Genomic DNA, 20,788 nt, shown 5'->3' with positions numbered 1-20,788 from the left:
CGAATGGATTTCACTACCCGGTACGTTGCCCTTGGTGACTCCTTCACCGAGGGTGTGGGCGACGACGATCCCACCCGCCCCAACGGTGTCCGCGGCTGGGCAGACCGTGTGGCCGAGCAGTTGGGGGCCGCTGACCCCGGCTTCGGCTATGCCAACCTCGCTATCCGCGGAAGGAAGCTTCGCCAGATCCTGGCTGAGCAGGTGGATGCCGCCGTCGAACTTAAACCCACGTTGGTAAGCATCTACGCAGGTGCGAATGACATCCTGCGCCCGAGGATAGACATCGATGACCTGCTGGTGGAGTACGACGACGCCATCGGCAAACTGCGCGCCGCAGGTGCCGCCGTGGTCATGTTTACCGGCTTCGACGCCCGGGGTTCGAAGGTCTTCAGCACGACGCGCGGACGGACGGCCATCTACAACGAACTGGTACGCGGCATCGCCGGCGACCATGGCGCATTGCTGGTGGACTACTGGCGCTTCAGCGAGTACTACGACTGGGGCATGTGGGCGCAGGACCGGATGCATATGTCCGCCGCGGGCCACGCCAACATGGCAAAGCGCGTGCTGGACGTGCTGGAACATGACCACTCCATGGATATCCCGCCAATGACTCCCGTCCCGGAGCTGAGCGGCGTGGATGCCATCCGCGCAAACGCCCGATGGTTCCGGGAGTACGCGGGCCCATGGGTTGTTCGGCGGGTCACTGGAAAGTCCTCGGGCGATGGCCTGAACCCGAAGTACCCCCAGCTCACCCGGCTCTAGCTACGGGCCCTCCTTATACACCCTTCGGGGCCTGATTGGTCTTTAATTGCGTGAACTCGTAGACTTGGTAGGCGCTAAGTGCGCGGAGCGTGCGCAATTGCTCCGGTTGCCCGGTAATTTTCTCCAGGGCGGCCGGTAGTTAGGGGCTCAAGTTGCGTGACTAACCGTTGCCCTTCTTCATTTTTGGGTCGCCCTTAGCAGCATGGTCCAGCAGCAGATATGCGGATCATTACTTTCAATTCTTGAGGAGAAGTCATGGCAGCACACTGCCAAGTGACCGGAGCCGAGCCGGGCTTTGGGCACAGCATTTCGCACTCGCACCGCCGCAACAAGCGTCGGTTCGATCCGAACATTCAGAAGAAGCGCTACTGGGTTCCGTCCCTGCGCCGTAATGTCACGCTGCAGGTTTCTGCAAAGGGCATCAAGACCATCGACGTACGCGGCATCGACGTTGTCGTCGCCGACATTCTCGCTCGTGGGGTGAAGCTCTAGTGGCCAAGGACAAGGACGTACGTCCGATCATCAAGCTCAAGTCGACTGCGGGCACGGGTTACACCTACGTAACCCGCAAAAACCGTCGTAACGATCCGGACCGCATGGTCCTGAAGAAGTACGACCCCAAGATCCGCCAGCACGTCGAATTCCGAGAGGAGCGCTAAACCATGGCTAAGAAGTCCAAGATTGCTCGCAACGAGCAGCGCAAGGTCATCGTTGAGCGTTACGCTGCAAAGCGCCTCGAGCTGAAGAAGACCCTGGTTGACGAAAACGCAACCGACGAAGCACGCGAAGCAGCCCGTTTGGGCCTGCAGAAGCTGCCCCGCAACGCGTCCCCGATCCGTCTGCGTAACCGCGACATCATCGACGGCCGTCCCCGCGGTACCCTCCAGAAGTTCGGCATCTCCCGTGTCCGCTTCCGCGACATGGCCCACAAGGGCGAACTCCCGGGCATCACCAAGTCTTCCTGGTAATTCAGCCCCGCTGACACCAGCTGCTTGAGAAAGAGCCGGCAACCTTACGGTTGCCGGCTCTTTCTGCTTTAAGCCTCCGGGACTGTGGCGCAGCACATACAGGGAAAGTACGACGGCGGGAGGCGGATGCGGGTGCCGATGACCGGTTTTGCCGCGGGATAACGGGGAAGAGGGCCGCCCGGGGAGGGATTTGCGGAGTTGCCCCAAGGGGTGTATTGTTTTCTAAGTCGCCGCGAGGGAGACAGCGAAGAGCTGGTTACCCCGGGCGGCCAAAACCCCCAAAATCAATACCAATTCTGGTAGGGCTTTCGAGCACCTCTGGAAGAGGTGGGGACGATCTCCCACCGGCGAAGATTCCCAAGGATTTGCGCCGGGTCGGAAGATCGGGTAAGTTTGAAAAGTTGCTCCGGAGCGATCCTGAACCGTGTGGTTGGGTGGTGCCGGGTGTGTCTGTTGTTTGAGAACTCAATAGTGTGCCAAGTTTGTTGATACCGATTTGTTTTATGAATTGGTTGAATTTGCCGGGCTGCCCGCCCCTGTGGGTGGTCTGGTTTTTACAGCTGGTTTCAAATTTTTGCTGCCTGGTTGCCGCGTTTTCCCGTGGTTTCTTGGTGGTTTCTGTTTTTGTTTTACTTCAACGGAGAGTTTGATCCTGGCTCAGGATGAACGCTGGCGGCGTGCTTAACACATGCAAGTCGAACGATGATCCGGTGCTTGCACCGGGGATTAGTGGCGAACGGGTGAGTAACACGTGAGTAACCTGCCCTTAACTCTGGGATAAGCCTGGGAAACTGGGTCTAATACCGGATATGACTCCTCATCGCATGGTGGGGGGTGGAAAGCTTTTTGTGGTTTTGGATGGACTCGCGGCCTATCAGCTTGTTGGTGAGGTAATGGCTTACCAAGGCGACGACGGGTAGCCGGCCTGAGAGGGTGACCGGCCACACTGGGACTGAGACACGGCCCAGACTCCTACGGGAGGCAGCAGTGGGGAATATTGCACAATGGGCGCAAGCCTGATGCAGCGACGCCGCGTGAGGGATGACGGCCTTCGGGTTGTAAACCTCTTTCAGTAGGGAAGAAGCGAAAGTGACGGTACCTGCAGAAGAAGCGCCGGCTAACTACGTGCCAGCAGCCGCGGTAATACGTAGGGCGCAAGCGTTATCCGGAATTATTGGGCGTAAAGAGCTCGTAGGCGGTTTGTCGCGTCTGCCGTGAAAGTCCGGGGCTCAACTCCGGATCTGCGGTGGGTACGGGCAGACTAGAGTGATGTAGGGGAGACTGGAATTCCTGGTGTAGCGGTGAAATGCGCAGATATCAGGAGGAACACCGATGGCGAAGGCAGGTCTCTGGGCATTAACTGACGCTGAGGAGCGAAAGCATGGGGAGCGAACAGGATTAGATACCCTGGTAGTCCATGCCGTAAACGTTGGGCACTAGGTGTGGGGGACATTCCACGTTTTCCGCGCCGTAGCTAACGCATTAAGTGCCCCGCCTGGGGAGTACGGCCGCAAGGCTAAAACTCAAAGGAATTGACGGGGGCCCGCACAAGCGGCGGAGCATGCGGATTAATTCGATGCAACGCGAAGAACCTTACCAAGGCTTGACATGAACCGGTAAGACCTGGAAACAGGTCCCCCGCTTGCGGTCGGTTTACAGGTGGTGCATGGTTGTCGTCAGCTCGTGTCGTGAGATGTTGGGTTAAGTCCCGCAACGAGCGCAACCCTCGTTCTATGTTGCCAGCACGTGATGGTGGGGACTCATAGGAGACTGCCGGGGTCAACTCGGAGGAAGGTGGGGACGACGTCAAATCATCATGCCCCTTATGTCTTGGGCTTCACGCATGCTACAATGGCCGGTACAAAGGGTTGCGATACTGTGAGGTGGAGCTAATCCCAAAAAGCCGGTCTCAGTTCGGATTGGGGTCTGCAACTCGACCCCATGAAGTCGGAGTCGCTAGTAATCGCAGATCAGCAACGCTGCGGTGAATACGTTCCCGGGCCTTGTACACACCGCCCGTCAAGTCACGAAAGTTGGTAACACCCGAAGCCGGTGGCCTAACCCCTTGTGGGAGGGAGCTGTCGAAGGTGGGACTGGCGATTGGGACTAAGTCGTAACAAGGTAGCCGTACCGGAAGGTGCGGCTGGATCACCTCCTTTCTAAGGAGCACCTACAAATGCGCCGGCTCATGTATGTGAGTGTGGCGGGTTTGTCAGGAGTAAATGCCCGTTGCGCAGACGATTGTTCTGCGGCGGGTGCTCATGGGTGGAATATCAACAAATAGCGGTCGCCTGGATTTTTTCCTGGTCTAGTACGGATGCTTTAGGTGTCCTGGAACGGTCGGGGGGTTGAAGGGTGGTTTAGTGTTTGGCACACTGTTGGGTCCTGAGGCAACAGGGCTGTGGACTGGTCCCTTTGTGGGGGCTGGTTTGCGGGTTTGTTTGTTTCTGGTTTCCTGGCTGCATCGATCATGCGCGTTGTGTGTGTGGGGTGTGTGGTTTGGGGTTGTTGTTTGAGAACTACATAGTGGACGCGAGCATCTTTTATAAGAAGCAATTTCCAAGAATATGAACCTGGATCTGGCTGCGCGTGATGATGGCTTCCCTTTGGGGAGTGGTTGTTGGGTGTGGTTGGTTTTCGTGGTTCTCTCGAAAACTTGTTTTTTGATCTTTTGTGGTCAAGTTTTTAAGAGCACACGGTGGATGCCTTGGCATTAGGAGCCGAAGAAGGACGTAGGAATCTGCGATAAGCCTGGGGGAGTCGATAACCGGACTGTGATCCCAGGGTGTCCGAATGGGGAAACCCCGCCAGACGCGCGAGTGATCTGGTGACCCGCATCTGAACACATAGGGTGCGTGGAGGGAACGCGGGGAAGTGAAACATCTCAGTACCCGCAGGAAGAGAAAACAATAGTGATTCCGTTAGTAGTGGCGAGCGAACGCGGATCAGGCTAAACCGTTCCATGTGTGATAGCCGGCGGGCGTTGCATGGTCGGGGTTGTGGGACTTTCCGTTCTGTCTCTGCCGGGACAGTGGGGTGTGATGTGCAGGCATAGGTGAACGGTCTTGAAAGGCCGGCCAGAGAGGGTGTGAGCCCCGTAACCGTAATGTTGTGTACCGCCTGGAGAGTATCCCAAGTAGCACGGGGCCCGAGAAATCCCGTGTGAATCTGTCAGGACCACCTGATAAGCCTAAATACTCCCTAATGACCGATAGCGGACCAGTACCGTGAGGGAAAGGTGAAAAGTACCCCGGGAGGGGAGTGAAACAGTACCTGAAACCGTGTGCTTACAATCCGTCGGAGCAGCCTTGTAGTTGTGACGGCGTGCCTTTTGAAGAATGAGCCTGCGAGTTAGTGTTACGTCGCGAGGTTAACCCGTGTGGGGAAGCCGTAGCGAAAGCGAGTCTGAATAGGGCGTTGCAGTGGCGTGATCTAGACCCGAAGCGAAGTGATCTACCCATGGCCAGGTTGAAGCGACGGTAAGACGTCGTGGAGGACCGAACCCACTTCAGTTGAAAATGGAGGGGATGAGCTGTGGGTAGGGGTGAAAGGCCAATCAAACTTCGTGATAGCTGGTTCTCCCCGAAATGCATTTAGGTGCAGCGTTGCGTGTTTCTTACCGGAGGTAGAGCTACTGGATGGCTAATGGGCCCTACAAGGTTACTGACGTCAGCCAAACTCCGAATGCCGGTAAGTGAGAGCGCAGCAGTGAGACTGTGGGGGATAAGCTTCATAGTCGAGAGGGAAACAGCCCAGACCACCAACTAAGGCCCCTAAGCGTGTGCTAAGTGGGAAAGGATGTGGAGTTGCGAAGACAACCAGGAGGTTGGCTTAGAAGCAGCCATCCTTAAAAGAGTGCGTAATAGCTCACTGGTCAAGTGATTCCGCGCCGACAATGTAGCGGGGCTCAAGTACACCGCCGAAGTTGTGGCATTCAGATTTTAGCTAAGCCCTTGTGGTTCAGGCGTCTGGATGGGTAGGGGAGCGTCGTGTGGGCAGTGAAGTCGCGGTGTAAACCAGCGGTGGAGCCTACACGAGTGAGAATGCAGGCATGAGTAGCGAAAGACGGGTGAGAAACCCGTCCGCCGAATGATCAAGGGTTCCAGGGTCAAGCTAATCTGCCCTGGGTAAGTCGGGACCTAAGGCGAGGCCGACAGGCGTAGTCGATGGACAACGGGTTGATATTCCCGTACCGGCGAAAAACCGCCCATGCTGAACAGGGGATACTAACTGCCCGAGACCTGCCTGACACCCCTTGTGGGTGAAGGGTTTTGGTGGAGCGCAGGACCTGATCCTGGGAGGCAAGCGTATTAACAGGTGTGACGCAGGAAGGTAGCCAAGCCGGGCGATGGTTGTCCCGGTCTAAGGATGTAGGGCGAACGGTAGGCAAATCCGCTGTTCATGATGCCTGAGATCTGATGGGACCCCCGTTTGGGGGGATTTGGTGATCCTATGCTGCCGAGAAAAGCATCGACGCGAGGTTTTAGCCGCCCGTACCCCAAACCGACACAGGTGATCAGGTAGAGAATACTAAGGCGATCGAGAGAATTATGGTTAAGGAACTCGGCAAAATGCCCCCGTAACTTCGGGAGAAGGGGGGCCCCAACCTTGATGGACACACGCTGTCCGGAGGGGATCGGGGCCGCAGAGACCAGGGGGAAGCGACTGTTTACTAAAAACACAGGTCCGTGCGAAGTCGCAAGACGATGTATACGGACTGACTCCTGCCCGGTGCTGGAAGGTTAAGAGGACCGGTTAGCCGCAAGGCGAAGCTGAGAATTTAAGCCCCAGTAAACGGCGGTGGTAACTATAACCATCCTAAGGTAGCGAAATTCCTTGTCGGGTAAGTTCCGACCTGCACGAATGGAGTAACGACTTCCCCGCTGTCTCAACCATAAACTCGGCGAAATTGCAGTACGAGTAAAGATGCTCGTTACGCGCAGCAGGACGGAAAGACCCCGAGACCTTTACTATAGTTTGGTATTGGTGTTCGGAGTGGCTTGTGTAGGATAGGTGGGAGACGTTGAAGCCCGGACGCCAGTTCGGGTGGAGTCATCGTTGAAATACCACTCTGGTCACTTTGGACATCTAACTTCGGCCCGTAATCCGGGTCAGGGACAGTGCCTGATGGGTAGTTTAACTGGGGCGGTTGCCTCCTAAAAAGTAACGGAGGCGCCCAAAGGTTCCCTCAGCCTGGTTGGCAATCAGGTGTCGAGTGTAAGTGCACAAGGGAGCTTGACTGTGAGAGAGACATCTCGAGCAGGGACGAAAGTCGGGACTAGTGATCCGGCGGTACATTGTGGAATGGCCGTCGCTCAACGGATAAAAGGTACCTCGGGGATAACAGGCTGATCTTGCCCAAGAGTCCATATCGACGGCATGGTTTGGCACCTCGATGTCGGCTCGTCGCATCCTGGGGCTGGAGTAGGTCCCAAGGGTTGGGCTGTTCGCCCATTAAAGCGGTACGCGAGCTGGGTTTAGAACGTCGTGAGACAGTTCGGTCCCTATCCGCTGCGCGCGCAGGAAATTTGAGAAGGGCTGTCCTTAGTACGAGAGGACCGGGACGGACGAACCTCTGGTGTGTCAGTTGTACTGCCAAGTGCACCGCTGATTAGCTACGTTCGGATGGGATAACCGCTGAAAGCATCTAAGCGGGAAGCTCGCTTCAAGATGAGATTTCCATACACCTCGTGTGTGAGAGGCCCCCAGCCAGACCACTGGGTTGATAGGCCGGATGTGGAAGCGAGGACTAACGACTCGTGAAGCTGACCGGTACTAATAGGCCGATAACTTACACCACACACCCTCTTCGTGAACGGATTCAAAAGACGTTCACACCATGAAGCAGGGTAAAAAGATAACAAGACTGCTTGCGTCCACTATGTGGTTCCCAAACAACAAACCAAACCGGTTCGTTGCCCACGGAACAAAACACAACTACATAACAACACCACAGCACCCCGCAAGGGGAGCACAAGATGTTGTAACCACCAGATTTCCCACCCCCAAGGCATCACCACACAGGGGGTGTGGAGCAAGGGTTACGGCGGTCATAGCGTGGGGGAAACGCCCGGTCCCATTCCGAACCCGGAAGCTAAGACCCACAGCGCCGATGGTACTGCACCCGGGAGGGTGTGGGAGAGTAGGTCACCGCCGGACAACCATTAGGTCGAGGCCCCAACCACCAGGTTGGGGCCTCCCACATTTAACAAACAAGACACCGCGCAGCCAGCGCCCCAACAGATTCCGCGCCTGCAGTAACGCCCCATCACCTCCCGCAGGAAACGGTGGAACCCGCCATCACCTCCCGCAGGAAACGGTGGAACCCGCCATCACCTCCCGCAGGAAACGGTGGAACCCGCCACCACCTCCCCCGGCAGCACCGCCGTCGAACTCCCCCCATACTGCCGGCCCCACGGTAAAACCCGCAGGAGGTGGTGGGGCGTCTGATTAGAAGCTGCAGGAGTTGATGGGGCGCCCCCGAGGAGCCCGCAGGAGGTGATGGGGCGTGGCCCGGGAACCTGCAGGAGGTGATGGGGCGTCGCCCGGGAACCCACGGGAGCTGATGGAGGGTCCCCGGGGAGACCGCGGGTCCGGTTGCGGAAGCCCTTGGCAACGTGGGCGCTGGAGATCAATGAGGCCCTCGATCGCTTCGGTGCCGCCGTTGTTCCCGCGGTCGGCCGCGACGCCGCTGACGGGCTATCCACGACCCCTGGGCCGTTCAAGGAGCTCACCGGCGTCAGGCCGAAGCGACTGGCCGGCACCCACGCTTCGCCGCCACCGCGTTTGCGACTAATCCTGCCGGACCCTTCGACGGGGCGACCTCGCCGGTGCAGCAGGCTAGCTCGACCACGGCCCCTTCGGCCACGAGTTCCTGGCGTTCACCGACCTCATGCCGACCCCGTACGTCGGAGTCCAGCGGCGGTTCCTGCCCGAGCGTCCCGGCCACGCTCCGGACGGTTGGCCGCTGCCGGCCGATTTATCTCCTACTAGAGCGACAGGTCACTAGACGCTAATGTGGGGGCACCCCAAAGCAGAGGAGAGTTCCCGTGGGCAAGGTGGTCATGTACAGCTCGGTGTCGGTGGACGGCTTCGTCGCGGACGGGAATGACCAGCCCGGACCTCTGTTCGACTGGTTGACCAACGGTGACGTCCCGTTGGACGAGAGCGGCGAGGTGAAGGTGTCGCAGACGTCCTACGACTACACCCGACCGTACTGGGACCAGATCGGGGTGACACTCTGCGGCCGCCACGTCTTTGACCTGACGGACGGCTGGGACGGGAAGCCTCCGAGCGGAATCGACCACGTTGTCGTCGTGACGCACCGGCCGCCGCCGGAGGGCTGGGACCCCGAGGCGCCGTTTCACTTCGTCGACGGCGTCGAGGCAGCCATGGCCAAGGCGCAAGAGCTTGCGGGTGAACGCATCGTCGAGGTCGCCGCTGGTGACGTCGGTGGGCAGATGCTTGCCGCGGGCCTGGTCGACGAGGTGCGCATGGATGTCGTACCCGTCGTGTTCGGGTCCGGCAAGCGCTACTTCGGGTCGATCCACGCACAGCACCTGTTGGAGGATCCCGACGTGGTGATTCAGGGCAACCGGGTACTTCACCTCCGCTATCGGGTGCGCCGCTGACCGATCTGAGCGGATAGTCAGGAAGTTCACTACGAACGGTGACACGTGATCGGCCTTCGGTTGTGTCTGCGGATGGCTGCACCGCGACTGAGGCGCCACCCAACATCCAGCAAGCGATTACATCCTCAGCTGTGAAGAGCCCGCTAAGCGTGCTGGCCGGTTGCTGGTCGCACGCGACAAGATCGAAGTCGAAGCCGCAGACGCCTGAGCAAACAAAGAAGTAGGCCTCGCTCCTCGGGGGGACAGTGCGCCGGCGATGATCAGCTTGCGTAGTCGGTAGTTGTTCCCGGTTGCGGAAGCTGGGGGCAGCGCGGTGGTGGAGTTGGATGCGACCGTTGATCGGGTCCAGGGTGGCGACGTCGATGCCGCTTTTAATGGCCGGCTCAGCTGGTGCTGCCCGAAGCTCAGAACACCTGGTAGGCACTACATCCCTTTCCAAACAAGCGACTGTCGCTTGGACTTATGCCGTAGCGCATGAGCTCCAGCTGCCACGATCGGCCGGCAGCGTTTGGAGGACCCGAACCCCAGTTGCGGTGAAGCAGGATCGGTCGGGGTTGCGGCATTGGATGAATGTGTAAATGTGACCGGGTCCATAGCGGGTGTTCCCTGGCGGGGAGCGTGATTGTTGGGCCGGGTTACCCGTTGGTTCCTTGTGTTGTAGGGGTTTTTTGGGGTTGTGGGGGTGTTGTGGGGTGGATTTGCGGGGTGGGCTTGGGGGGTGTATTGTTTTTTGAGTCGCCGCCGCTGAAGCGGAAAGATGGCGGCCAATCCCCCCTTTTTTGAACAGCCTGGAAATGGTTCGCCTTGTGGTGTGCCGGTCGGGTGGGGGCTGGTTTTGGGTAGTGTGGGTCGCGGAAACGCTGATTTGCTTCGCTGCTTGAGATCGGGTAAGTTTGAAAAGTTGCTCCGGAGCGATCCTGAACCGTGTGGTTGGGTGGTGCCGGGTGTGTCTGTTGTTTGAGAACTCAATAGTGTGCCAAGTTTGTTGATACCGATTTGTTTTATGAATTGGTTGAATTTGCCGGGCTGCCCGCCCCTGTGGGTGGTCTGGTTTTTACAGCTGGTTTCAAATTTTTGCTGCCTGGTTGCCGCGTTTTCCCGTGGTTTCTTGGTGGTTTCTGTTTTTGTTTTACTTCAACGGAGAGTTTGATCCTGGCTCAGGATGAACGCTGGCGGCGTGCTTAACACATGCAAGTCGAACGATGATCCGGTGCTTGCACCGGGGATTAGTGGCGAACGGGTGAGTAACACGTGAGTAACCTGCCCTTAACTCTGGGATAAGCCTGGGAAACTGGGTCTAATACCGGATATGACTCCTCATCGCATGGTGGGGGGTGGAAAGCTTTTTGTGGTTTTGGATGGACTCGCGGCCTATCAGCTTGTTGGTGAGGTAATGGCTTACCAAGGCGACGACGGGTAGCCGGCCTGAGAGGGTGACCGGCCACACTGGGACTGAGACACGGCCCAGACTCCTACGGGAGGCAGCAGTGGGGAATATTGCACAATGGGCGCAAGCCTGATGCAGCGACGCCGCGTGAGGGATGACGGCCTTCGGGTTGTAAACCTCTTTCAGTAGGGAAGAAGCGAAAGTGACGGTACCTGCAGAAGAAGCGCCGGCTAACTACGTGCCAGCAGCCGCGGTAATACGTAGGGCGCAAGCGTTATCCGGAATTATTGGGCGTAAAGAGCTCGTAGGCGGTTTGTCGCGTCTGCCGTGAAAGTCCGGGGCTCAACTCCGGATCTGCGGTGGGTACGGGCAGACTAGAGTGATGTAGGGGAGACTGGAATTCCTGGTGTAGCGGTGAAATGCGCAGATATCAGGAGGAACACCGATGGCGAAGGCAGGTCTCTGGGCATTAACTGACGCTGAGGAGCGAAAGCATGGGGAGCGAACAGGATTAGATACCCTGGTAGTCCATGCCGTAAACGTTGGGCACTAGGTGTGGGGGACATTCCACGTTTTCCGCGCCGTAGCTAACGCATTAAGTGCCCCGCCTGGGGAGTACGGCCGCAAGGCTAAAACTCAAAGGAATTGACGGGGGCCCGCACAAGCGGCGGAGCATGCGGATTAATTCGATGCAACGCGAAGAACCTTACCAAGGCTTGACATGAACCGGTAAGACCTGGAAACAGGTCCCCCGCTTGCGGTCGGTTTACAGGTGGTGCATGGTTGTCGTCAGCTCGTGTCGTGAGATGTTGGGTTAAGTCCCGCAACGAGCGCAACCCTCGTTCTATGTTGCCAGCACGTGATGGTGGGGACTCATAGGAGACTGCCGGGGTCAACTCGGAGGAAGGTGGGGACGACGTCAAATCATCATGCCCCTTATGTCTTGGGCTTCACGCATGCTACAATGGCCGGTACAAAGGGTTGCGATACTGTGAGGTGGAGCTAATCCCAAAAAGCCGGTCTCAGTTCGGATTGGGGTCTGCAACTCGACCCCATGAAGTCGGAGTCGCTAGTAATCGCAGATCAGCAACGCTGCGGTGAATACGTTCCCGGGCCTTGTACACACCGCCCGTCAAGTCACGAAAGTTGGTAACACCCGAAGCCGGTGGCCTAACCCCTTGTGGGAGGGAGCTGTCGAAGGTGGGACTGGCGATTGGGACTAAGTCGTAACAAGGTAGCCGTACCGGAAGGTGCGGCTGGATCACCTCCTTTCTAAGGAGCACCTACAAATGCGCCGGCTCATGTATGTGAGTGTGGTGGGTTTGTCAGGAGTAAATGCCCGTTGCGCAGACGATTGTTCTGCGGCGGGTGCTCATGGGTGGAATATCAACAAATAGCGGTCGCCTGGATTTTTTCCTGGTCTAGTACGGATGCTTTAGGTGTCCTGGAACGGTCGGGGGGTTTGATGGGTGGTTTAGTGTTTGGCACACTGTTGGGTCCTGAGGCAACAGGGCTGTGGACTGGTCCCTTTGTGGGGGCTGGTTTGCGGGTTTGTTTGTTTCTGGTTTCCTGGCTGCACCGATCATGCGCGTTGACCTCTCTTTTGTGGGGTTGTGTGTGGGGTGTGTGGTTTGGGGTTGTTGTTTGAGAACTACATAGTGGACGCGAGCATCTTTTATAAGAAGCAATTTCCAAGAATATGAACCTGGATCTGGCTGCGCGTGATGATGGCTTCCTTTGGGGAGTGGTTGTTGGGTGTGGTTGGTTTTCGTGGTTCTCTCGAAAATTAGCGTTTTTGATCTTTTGTGGTCAAGTTTTTAAGAGCACACGGTGGATGCCTTGGCATTAGGAGCCGAAGAAGGACGTAGGAATCTGCGATAAGCCTGGGGGAGTCGATAACCGGACTGTGATCCCAGGGTGTCCGAATGGGGAAACCCCGCCAGACGCGCGAGTGATCTGGTGACCCGCATCTGAACACATAGGGTGCGTGGAGGGAACGCGGGGAAGTGAAACATCTCAGTACCCGCAGGAAGAGAAAACAATAGTGATTCCGTTAGTAGTGGCGAGCGAACGCGGATCAGGCTAAACCGTTCCATGTGTGATAGCCGGCGGGCGTTGCATGGTCGGGGTTGTGGGACTTTCCGTTCTGTCTCTGCCGGGACAGTGGGGTGTGATGTGCAGGCATAGGTGAACGGTCTTGAAAGGCCGGCCAGAGAGGGTGTGAGCCCCGTAACCGTAATGTTGTGTACCGCCTGGAGAGTATCCCAAGTAGCACGGGGCCCGAGAAATCCCGTGTGAATCTGTCAGGACCACCTGATAAGCCTAAATACTCCCTAATGACCGATAGCGGACCAGTACCGTGAGGGAAAGGTGAAAAGTACCCCGGGAGGGGAGTGAAACAGTACCTGAAACCGTGTGCTTACAATCCGTCGGAGCAGCCTCGTAGTTGTGACGGCGTGCCTTTTGAAGAATGAGCCTGCGAGTTAGTGTTACGTCGCGAGGTTAACCCGTGTGGGGAAGCCGTAGCGAAAGCGAGTCTGAATAGGGCGTTGCAGTGGCGTGATCTAGACCCGAAGCGAAGTGATCTACCCATGGCCAGGTTGAAGCGACGGTAAGACGTCGTGGAGGACCGAACCCACTTCAGTTGAAAATGGAGGGGATGAGCTGTGGGTAGGGGTGAAAGGCCAATCAAACTTCGTGATAGCTGGTTCTCCCCGAAATGCATTTAGGTGCAGCGTTGCGTGTTTCTTACCGGAGGTAGAGCTACTGGATGGCTAATGGGCCCTACAAGGTTACTGACGTCAGCCAAACTCCGAATGCCGGTAAGTGAGAGCGCAGCAGTGAGACTGTGGGGGATAAGCTTCATAGTCGAGAGGGAAACAGCCCAGACCACCAACTAAGGCCCCTAAGCGTGTGCTAAGTGGGAAAGGATGTGGAGTTGCGAAGACAACCAGGAGGTTGGCTTAGAAGCAGCCATCCTTAAAAGAGTGCGTAATAGCTCACTGGTCAAGTGATTCCGCGCCGACAATGTAGCGGGGCTCAAGTACACCGCCGAAGTTGTGGCATTCAGATTTTAGCTAAGCCCTTGTGGTTCAGGCGTCTGGATGGGTAGGGGAGCGTCGTGTGGGCAGTGAAGTCGCGGTGTAAACCAGCGGTGGAGCCTACACGAGTGAGAATGCAGGCATGAGTAGCGAAAGACGGGTGAGAAACCCGTCCGCCGAATGATCAAGGGTTCCAGGGTCAAGCTAATCTGCCCTGGGTAAGTCGGGACCTAAGGCGAGGCCGACAGGCGTAGTCGATGGACAACGGGTTGATATTCCCGTACCGGCGAAAAACCGCCCATGCTGAACAGGGGATACTAACTGCCCGAGACCTGCCTGACACCCCTTGTGGGTGAAGGGTTTTGGTGGAGCGCAGGACCTGATCCTGGGAGGCAAGCGTATTAACAGGTGTGACGCAGGAAGGTAGCCAAGCCGGGCGATGGTTGTCCCGGTCTAAGGATGTAGGGCGAACGGTAGGCAAATCCGCTGTTCATGATGCCTGAGATCTGATGGGACCCCCGTTTGGGGGGATTTGGTGATCCTATGCTGCCGAGAAAAGCATCGACGCGAGGTTTTAGCCGCCCGTACCCCAAACCGACACAGGTGATCAGGTAGAGAATACTAAGGCGATCGAGAGAATTATGGTTAAGGAACTCGGCAAAATGCCCCCGTAACTTCGGGAGAAGGGGGGCCCCAACCTTGATGGACACACGCTGTCCGGAGGGGATCGGGGCCGCAGAGACCAGGGGGAAGCGACTGTTTACTAAAAACACAGGTCCGTGCGAAGTCGCAAGACGATGTATACGGACTGACTCCTGCCCGGTGCTGGAAGGTTAAGAGGACCGGTTAGCCGCAAGGCGAAGCTGAGAATTTAAGCCCCAGTAAACGGCGGTGGTAACTATAACCATCCTAAGGTAGCGAAATTCCTTGTCGGGTAAGTTCCGACCTGCACGAATGGAGTAACGACTTCCCCGCTGTCTCAACCATAAACTCGGCGAAATTGCAGTACGAGTAAAGATGCTCGTTACGCGCAGCAGGACGGAAAGACCCCGAGACCTTTACTATAGTTTGGTATTGGTGTTCGGAGTGGCTTGTGTAGGATAGGTGGGAGACGTTGAAGCCCGGACGCCAGTTCGGGTGGAGTCATCGTTGAAATACCACTCTGGTCACTTTGGACATCTAACTTCGGCCCGTAATCCGGGTCAGGGACAGTGCCTGATGGGTAGTTTAACTGGGGCGGTTGCCTCCTAAAAAGTAACGGAGGCGCCCAAAGGTTCCCTCAGCCTGGTTGGCAATCAGGTGTCGAGTGTAAGTGCACAAGGGAGCTTGACTGTGAGAGAGACATCTCGAGCAGGGACGAAAGTCGGGACTAGTGATCCGGCGGTACATTGTGGAATGGCCGTCGCTCAACGGATAAAAGGTACCTCGGGGATAACAGGCTGATCTTGCCCAAGAGTCCATATCGACGGCATGGTTTGGCACCTCGATGTCGGCTCGTCGCATCCTGGGGCTGGAGTAGGTCCCAAGGGTTGGGCTGTTCGCCCATTAAAGCGGTACGCGAGCTGGGTTTAGAACGTCGTGAGACAGTTCGGTCCCTATCCGCTGCGCGCGCAGGAAATTTGAGAAGGGCTGTCCTTAGTACGAGAGGACCGGGACGGACGAACCTCTGGTGTGTCAGTTGTACTGCCAAGTGCACCGCTGATTAGCTACGTTCGGATGGGATAACCGCTGAAAGCATCTAAGCGGGAAGCTCGCTTCAAGATGAGATTTCCATACACCTTGTGTGTGAGAGGCCCCCAGCCAGACCACTGGGTTGATAGGCCGGATGTGGAAGCGAGGACTAACGACTCGTGAAGCTGACCGGTACTAATAGGCCGATAACTTACACCACACACCCTCTTCGTGAACGGATTCAAAAGACGTTCACACCATGAAGCAGGGTAAAAAGATAACAAGACTGCTTGCGTCCACTATGTGGTTCCCAAACAACAAACCGTTGCTTGAGGAACGAAACCACCAACTGAATAACAACACCACAGCACCCCGCAAGGGGAGCACGAGATGTTGTAACCACGAGATTTCCCACCCCAGGCATCATCACACGGGGTGTGGAGCAAGGGTTACGGCGGTCATAGCGTGGGGGAAACGCCCGGTCCCATTCCGAACCCGGAAGCTAAGACCCACAGCGCCGATGGTACTGCACCCGGGAGGGTGTGGGAGAGTAGGTCACCGCCGGACAACCATTAGGTCGAGGCCCCAACCACCAGGTTGGGGCCTCCCACATTTAAACAGCCCCGGGGCCCTGACACATGTCAGGGCCCTGCCGCATTTAACCCACCCCCCAACAAACCACCACGAGCCGGCCCCCCGAACCCCCGGCAGCCCGATGCTTCAGCCCGCCTAGACTTACCGTCATGACCCCAAGTTCCCGCGACCCGCGCGTCCGCAGAGCAACGATTTTGGATGTGGCAGCCGCCGCGGGCGTCTCGCGTCAGACGGTGACCCGCGCAATGAACGACATGCCAGGAATCAGTCCTACGACGCGGGAGAGGGTTCAACAGCTTGCGGCAGAGCTGGGCTACAGCCCGAGCCGGTTTGCGAAGGGCTTGGTGCAGGGTGCGCGGGTCTCCCTGGGCCTTGCCATCCCAGACCTTACCAACCCCTACTTTCCTGCTTTCGCCTCCAGCGTGGTGGAAGTGGCCACACAGCGGGGCTGGAACGTGGTTGTTGATGATTTTGGGCACGGCAGCGGGAGCGGCCTTGACGCCGTGAATCGGCTCGCGCCCCAGGTTGACGCGCTCGTCGGCTATCTGGGTGCTTGTTCAAGTGATGCCCAGGCGATGATGGGCCGGCGCCCTGTGGTGGTGCTTGATTACCCGTCGGGCCGGGCCGCCGGCGCTATCTCCTTTGACTACTCCTACGCGGCACGGACGGCACTGGGCCGGCTGCAAGCGGCGCAGTGCCGGGAGCTGGCCTATCTTGATTCGGACCAGGAGGGTCCCGCCACTACCCGCGGACTGGCTGTCGCCGCCGCAGCAGCGGAAGCCGGCATCGCGCTCACCGTCCGGCAGGCCGCTGATTCCGCCCCCGCAGCCCGGGAAGCCGTCCGCTCCATGATCGAACAGCACGGCGGAATAGACGGTCTGCTGGTATTCAACGACCTGATGGCAGCCGGGGCGCTAAAAGCACTGCACGACGCCGGCAAAACGGTGCCGGGGGACTGTGCCGTCATCGGGATGGACGGAATCCCCCTGGGGGAGCTCGTGACACCCGAGCTGACCACGCTGGCCCTCGACCTTCGAGCGGTTGGACGGGCCGCCGTCGACCTCGTCGACAACCTGCTGACCGGGACGGTGGCGGCCGGAAGCGAAGACGCCATGCTGGTCCTCAAGCACGAACTGGTCCTCCGGCAGTCGGCCTGACCCTACTCAAAGCAGACAAAGTCTACTAAGCTCGACATGCCGGCCGTGAACGTTCACGTGAGGCCAAAGCCAAGGGACCAATCCCGCTACAACCTTCCGACTAAACCGCTGAAGCAAGGATGTCCATGTCAGTTCAATCGCCTTCCGCCCCCGCCGGCAGCAGCCCTGAACCAACGGCAGGTCGGGCGGCAGTCAGCCTCGAAATGGGTGCGGAGGGCGTCCAGCAGCTGAGTTCAGTGGAGCCCGGCACCGGCAGCCTGCCGGCCCGGGCGTACCTGATCAGCGATGCTCCCAAACTGTCGCTCAACGGGGAATGGCAGTTCCGGCTCAGCCCTGGAATCCGCCTGGCGCCGGAGAACGGCTGGCAGCGGGGTAAGGACCTGTCCGGATTCGAAAGCCTGCCCGTTCCGTCCAGCTGGCCGATGCACGGGCACGGCACCCCTGCCTACACCAACGTCCAGTTCCCGTTTGCCGTGGAGCCGCCGCACGTTCCGGAGGCAAATCCCATTGGGGACCACGTGGTGGTCTTTGAGGCCGGGGCCGAGTTCCTTCCGCACGCCCTGGTGCGGTTCGACGGCATCGAATCCGCCGGAACAGTGTGGCTGAACGGAGTGGAGCTGGGAACGACGCGCGGCAGCAGGCTTGCCCACGAATTCGACGTATCCGGAATCCTGCAGCAGGGAACAAACACGCTGGCCGTGCGAGTCGCCCAGTTCTCCGCTGCCAGTTACGTCGAGGACCAGGACATGTGGTGGCTCCCGGGAATCTTCCGTGACGTTACCCTGCAGGCGCGGCCGGCCGGAGGTATCGACGATGTCTTTGTGCATGCGGACTACGACCCCCGCACCGGCGAAGGCGTCCTTCTCGTGGAGGCAAGCCGGGGCGGAAAGGCGATCGACGCCGTCGTCCGCGTTCCGGAACTGAACCTGGAAGTGCCCGCAGGCAACGAGGTGCGGCTCCCCGCCGTCGAGCCGTGGTCCGCGGAGGTGCCAAGGCTCTACGAGGCAACCGTCAGTACTCCCGGGGAGGCTGTGGGACTGCAGGTTGGGTTCCGCAGCATCGCCATTGAAGACGCCCAGTTCAAGGTCAACGGCCAGCGGACCCTGCTGCGCGGCGTCAACCGCCATGAGCACCATCCGCGCCTTGGCCGGGTGGTTCCCAGGGACGTGGTGGAGGCAGAGCTGCGGCTCATGAAGCAGCACAACATCAACGCCATCCGGACGTCCCACTACCCGCCGCACCCGGAGTTCCTGGCGCTGGCTGACCAGCTCGGCTTTTACGTTGTGCTTGAGTGCGACCTGGAAACCCACGGCTTTGAAAGTGCCGGCTGGGCTCAAAATCCCAGTGATGACCCCCAATGGGAAGCCGCGCTGGTAGACCGCATGCGCCGCACCGTCGAGCGGGACAAGAACCACCCGGCCGTGATCATGTGGTCCCTCGGCAATGAGGCGGGCACCGGCAGGAACCTCGCCGCCATGTCGCGCTGGACGAGGGACCGGGATCCGTCCCGCCCCATCCATTACGAGGGCGACTGGTCTTCCGCGCATACGGACGTCTACTCAAGGATGTACGCCAGCCACGCGGAAACGGGACTGATCGGCCAAGGGATAGAGCCGGTCCTGGAAGACTCCGCGTTGGACGCCCGACGCCGGGCCATGCCTTTTGTGCTGTGCGAATACGTGCACGCCATGGGCAACGGCCCTGGCGGCATGAGCGAGTACCAGGAGCTTTTCGAGCGGTACCCGCGCCTGATGGGCGGCTTCGTCTGGGAATGGTTGGAGCACGGCATCACTGTCGCCTCTCCGGACGGCGGCGAGCACTACGCCTACGGCGGCGACTTCGGCGAGCAAGTACACGACGGCAACTTCGTCACCGATGGGCTGGTGGACGCGGACCGCAACCCCAGGCCGGGACTGCTGGACTTCAAAAAAGTCATCGAACCGCTGCGCATCAGCGTCGCCGCTGACTGGTCCCGTTTCACCATCCGCAATGCGCAGGATTTCGCTGGCACCAGCGGCTACAGCTTCCGGTACGTGGTGAAGGCCGACGGCGGGCCGATCGACGCCGGCGCGGTGGCCGTTCCGTCCGTGGCACCTCAGGCCGAAGCGGCTGTGGAGCTGCCCGGCAGCCTTGCTGCCCTGGCAGCGTCGCTGCCCGACGACCAGCCAGCGGTACTCACCATCAGTGCGGTCCTCGCCGCTGATACAGCCTGGGCTTCGGCCGGGCACGAAGTTGCGTGGGGGCAATCCACGCGGGGGCTCGCCGCCCCGGTTCAGCCAGTGCCAGTTGAACCCGTGCTCGTCCAGGAAAGCGAACTCACCCTGGGGCCGGTGGTCTTCAGCCGTGTCACGGGTATGCCCACCTCCATCGGAAGCGTCCCCGTGGAGAGGATGGGCCTGGCATTGTGGTGGCCTCCTACCGATAACGACCTGGGCCGGGAGTGGCACGGCGCCGATGAACGTCCTCTCGCCGTACAGTGGACGGATGCCGGACTGAACCGGCTCCATACACGCTTGCTGGGCATCAGTTCGGAGGCTTGCTCCGACGATGGACAGGCGTTAACGGTCCGCACCCGCGTGAGCGCCGCCGACAAGCAATATGGCGTGTTGGTGGACTACACCTGGAGCAGCGACGGTACAAGCGTTGCACTCCGGACGCAGGTCAGGCCTGACGGCGAATGGGTCAACCGCGGTTTTCAGGTGGAGTGGGCGCGGATTGGACTGGAACTCGTGCTGGGCGAAGAGACCACGTCGGTTACGTGGTTCGGTCAAGGCCCCCACCAGAGCTATCCCGATACGGGGCAGGGGGCAAGAACGGGCTGGTTCTCGCTGCCGTTGGCCGACCTGGACGTCGACTACGTGCGGCCGCAGGAATGCGGGGCACGGTCCGGCACCCGGTCCGCCACGCTGCAACTCGACGGCAGGGTCCTCGAAATCTGCGGGGATCCTTTCGCCCTGACAGTCAGGCCCTACAGCCAGGATGTCCTGAACGCTGCGGCGCATCGGCCGGACATTCAAGCCGATGGGCGGACGTACCTGTACCTTGACCATGCACTGCGGGGGGTGGGAACCGCTGCCTGCGGTCCCGGGGTGTTGGAGCAGTACCGCCTCAAACCCCGCGAGGCCGACTTCAGCCTCACCCTTATGGTATGCAGTTGACGGAGTGCGGGGATGTGAGCCAGTCCATATTGGAGCTGTGCTGGCTGTGAGGGCGCCGAGTCAGGCGTTATGCCTCCGAATTCCGCGGGATTCCGCGGTTTTTTGGGGTTGTGGGGGTGTTGTGGGGTGGATTTGCGGGGTGGGCTTGGGGGGTGTATTGTTTTTTGAGTCGCCGCCGCTGAAGCGGAAAGATGGCGGCCAATCCCCCCTTTTTTGAACAGCCTGGAAATGGTTCGCCTTGTGGTGTGCCGGCCGGGTGGGGGCTGGTTTTGGGTAGTGTGGGTCGCGGAAACGCTGATTTGCTTCGCTGCTTGAGATCGGGTAAGTTTGAAAAGTTGCTCCGGAGCGATCCTGAACCGTGTGGTTGGGTGGTGCCGGGTGTGTCTGTTGTTTGAGAACTCAATAGTGTGCCAAGT

The 20,788-nt window shown here is 58.9% G+C and carries 7 protein-coding genes and 6 rRNA genes; all 13 read left to right on the top strand.

Annotated elements, in window-relative coordinates; genetic code table 11:
• Positions 1-3: 3 nt before the first annotated feature.
• Positions 4-765: an SGNH/GDSL hydrolase family protein gene (locus M1D93_RS18885; protein ID WP_461172967.1), complete on the top strand. Its 762-nt coding sequence runs from the start codon at positions 4-6 to the stop codon at positions 763-765.
• Positions 766-1,020: 255 nt separating this feature from the next.
• Positions 1,021-1,257: a 50S ribosomal protein L28 gene (gene rpmB, locus M1D93_RS18880; protein WP_003798559.1), complete on the top strand. Its 237-nt coding sequence runs from the start codon at positions 1,021-1,023 to the stop codon at positions 1,255-1,257.
• The gene (gene rpmG, locus M1D93_RS18875; RefSeq protein ID WP_013602737.1) at positions 1,257-1,424 is read left to right on the top strand and encodes a 50S ribosomal protein L33; all 168 of its coding nucleotides are present in this window, start codon (positions 1,257-1,259) and stop codon (positions 1,422-1,424) included. Before rpmB ends, rpmG begins: the two co-directional genes overlap by 1 nt.
• A gap of 3 nt (positions 1,425-1,427) precedes the next feature.
• Positions 1,428-1,733, top strand: coding sequence for a 30S ribosomal protein S14 (rpsN, locus tag M1D93_RS18870; RefSeq protein WP_163166363.1), 306 nt, complete (start codon positions 1,428-1,430; stop codon positions 1,731-1,733).
• 634 nt (positions 1,734-2,367) lie between these two features.
• Positions 2,368-3,892 (top strand): 16S ribosomal RNA (locus M1D93_RS18865).
• Positions 3,893-4,408: 516 nt separating this feature from the next.
• Positions 4,409-7,533: ribosomal RNA gene (locus tag M1D93_RS18860) — 23S ribosomal RNA — on the top strand.
• 242 nt (positions 7,534-7,775) lie between these two features.
• Positions 7,776-7,892: ribosomal RNA gene (gene rrf, locus M1D93_RS18855) — 5S ribosomal RNA — on the top strand.
• The 16S, 23S and 5S rRNA genes sit together here, the layout of an rRNA operon.
• 890 nt (positions 7,893-8,782) lie before the next feature.
• Positions 8,783-9,364 (top strand): dihydrofolate reductase family protein, encoded by a 582-nt coding sequence (locus M1D93_RS18850; RefSeq protein ID WP_461172966.1) that lies wholly within the window; start codon positions 8,783-8,785, stop codon positions 9,362-9,364.
• A gap of 1,134 nt (positions 9,365-10,498) precedes the next feature.
• Positions 10,499-12,023: ribosomal RNA gene (locus tag M1D93_RS18845) — 16S ribosomal RNA — on the top strand.
• A 535-nt stretch (positions 12,024-12,558) separates the two neighbouring features.
• Positions 12,559-15,683: ribosomal RNA gene (locus M1D93_RS18840) — 23S ribosomal RNA — on the top strand.
• A 230-nt stretch (positions 15,684-15,913) separates the two neighbouring features.
• Positions 15,914-16,030, top strand: a 5S ribosomal RNA gene (rrf, locus tag M1D93_RS18835).
• Positions 16,031-16,206: 176 nt separating this feature from the next.
• Positions 16,207-17,214 carry a LacI family DNA-binding transcriptional regulator gene (locus M1D93_RS18830; protein ID WP_461172965.1) on the top strand — a complete coding sequence of 336 codons (1,008 nt, stop codon included), beginning with the start codon at positions 16,207-16,209 and terminating at the stop codon, positions 17,212-17,214.
• Positions 17,215-17,339: 125 nt separating this feature from the next.
• Positions 17,340-20,372 carry a glycoside hydrolase family 2 TIM barrel-domain containing protein gene (locus tag M1D93_RS18825; RefSeq protein WP_461172964.1) on the top strand — a complete coding sequence of 1,011 codons (3,033 nt, stop codon included), beginning with the start codon at positions 17,340-17,342 and terminating at the stop codon, positions 20,370-20,372.
• The last annotated feature ends 416 nt before the right edge of the window (positions 20,373-20,788 follow it).

The organism is Arthrobacter sp. Z1-9 (assembly GCF_054792695.1).
The sequence above is the reverse complement of the archived record's forward strand: the minus strand, read 5'-3'. Positions and strand labels throughout refer to the sequence as shown.

Bases quoted from the DNA above. Each gene is read 5' to 3' on its own strand.
- M1D93_RS18825 (WP_461172964.1), top strand. From the start codon at position 17,340: ATGTCAGTTCAATCGCCTTCCGCCCCCGCCGGCAGCAGCCCTGAACCA.
- rpmB (WP_003798559.1), top strand. From the start codon at position 1,021: ATGGCAGCACACTGCCAAGTGACCGGAGCCGAGCCGGGCTTTGGGCAC.
- M1D93_RS18830 (WP_461172965.1), top strand. From the start codon at position 16,207: ATGACCCCAAGTTCCCGCGACCCGCGCGTCCGCAGAGCAACGATTTTG.
- M1D93_RS18885 (WP_461172967.1), top strand. From the start codon at position 4: ATGGATTTCACTACCCGGTACGTTGCCCTTGGTGACTCCTTCACCGAG.
- rpsN (WP_163166363.1), top strand. From the start codon at position 1,428: ATGGCTAAGAAGTCCAAGATTGCTCGCAACGAGCAGCGCAAGGTCATC.